At 45.7% G+C, this 669-nt stretch carries 1 protein-coding gene; it reads right to left on the bottom strand.

Annotated features, from left to right (window positions below; translation table 11 throughout):
- Nucleotides 1-429: 429 nt before the first annotated feature.
- Nucleotides 430-669: hypothetical protein (locus tag QWI17_RS03215; RefSeq protein WP_302721062.1), on the bottom strand; the 240-nt coding region annotated here is incomplete at its 5' end.

The raw sequence follows: 669 nt of genomic DNA, 5'->3' as shown, positions 1-669 counted from the left end.
TTGATAGTGTCGGCAAGACTGGATAGCATGCATATGGATCGGCTCTTTGGTTAGGTGGTAAGTTTGGCGATTTACAGCCTACCATTGAGCCGATCTTTTTATAAGTATTTCAATTGCTTAGGCTTAAGTAAGTGCCATTCTCATCTGATCCCACTTTTCGCGCTGTCATATCGAGCGACATTTTGGCCGGGCCATTGGTCCCGTTGCCAAAGTCAGTGAACTGTGTGAATCTCTCAATCTCAACTGGATACACGGCATCAGCCAGTGCCGACGGCTTTACCCACAAACCGGTTGATGCCAACTCGTCAGAAAATCCTTTGTGCTCTCAATGGGCATGGTCTCGCACGCTCTAAATTCGTCAAATTACTGAATTTCCCGCCTGCCTTTTAATACCTAATCAACCAGGGCAAAAGCTACTGAGCTCAAAGCCTAGCAAGAACTCGTTTCCTCAATCTTTGGGTGTCCTTTATTTAGTTGATATTCTGGTCTGTAGTGCCATGCATAATAAGGGTCGGGCCTGGGTAAAAATGATGTATTGCCATTATTTGCGGCTACTTCGAACCTCAAGCGTCGAAAATTGCGAATACCTTCCCAATCACCTTCTTCATCATAGAGGGGGGTTTTAAAGGGAGTAAGTAATCCTGGACGACCCACAAGATCACCACTCTG

It is taken from the genome of Gilvimarinus gilvus, from assembly GCF_030518155.1.
GTDB lineage: Bacteria > Pseudomonadota > Gammaproteobacteria > Pseudomonadales > Cellvibrionaceae > Gilvimarinus > Gilvimarinus gilvus.
This window is presented reverse-complemented; position numbering and strand designations above follow the sequence as displayed.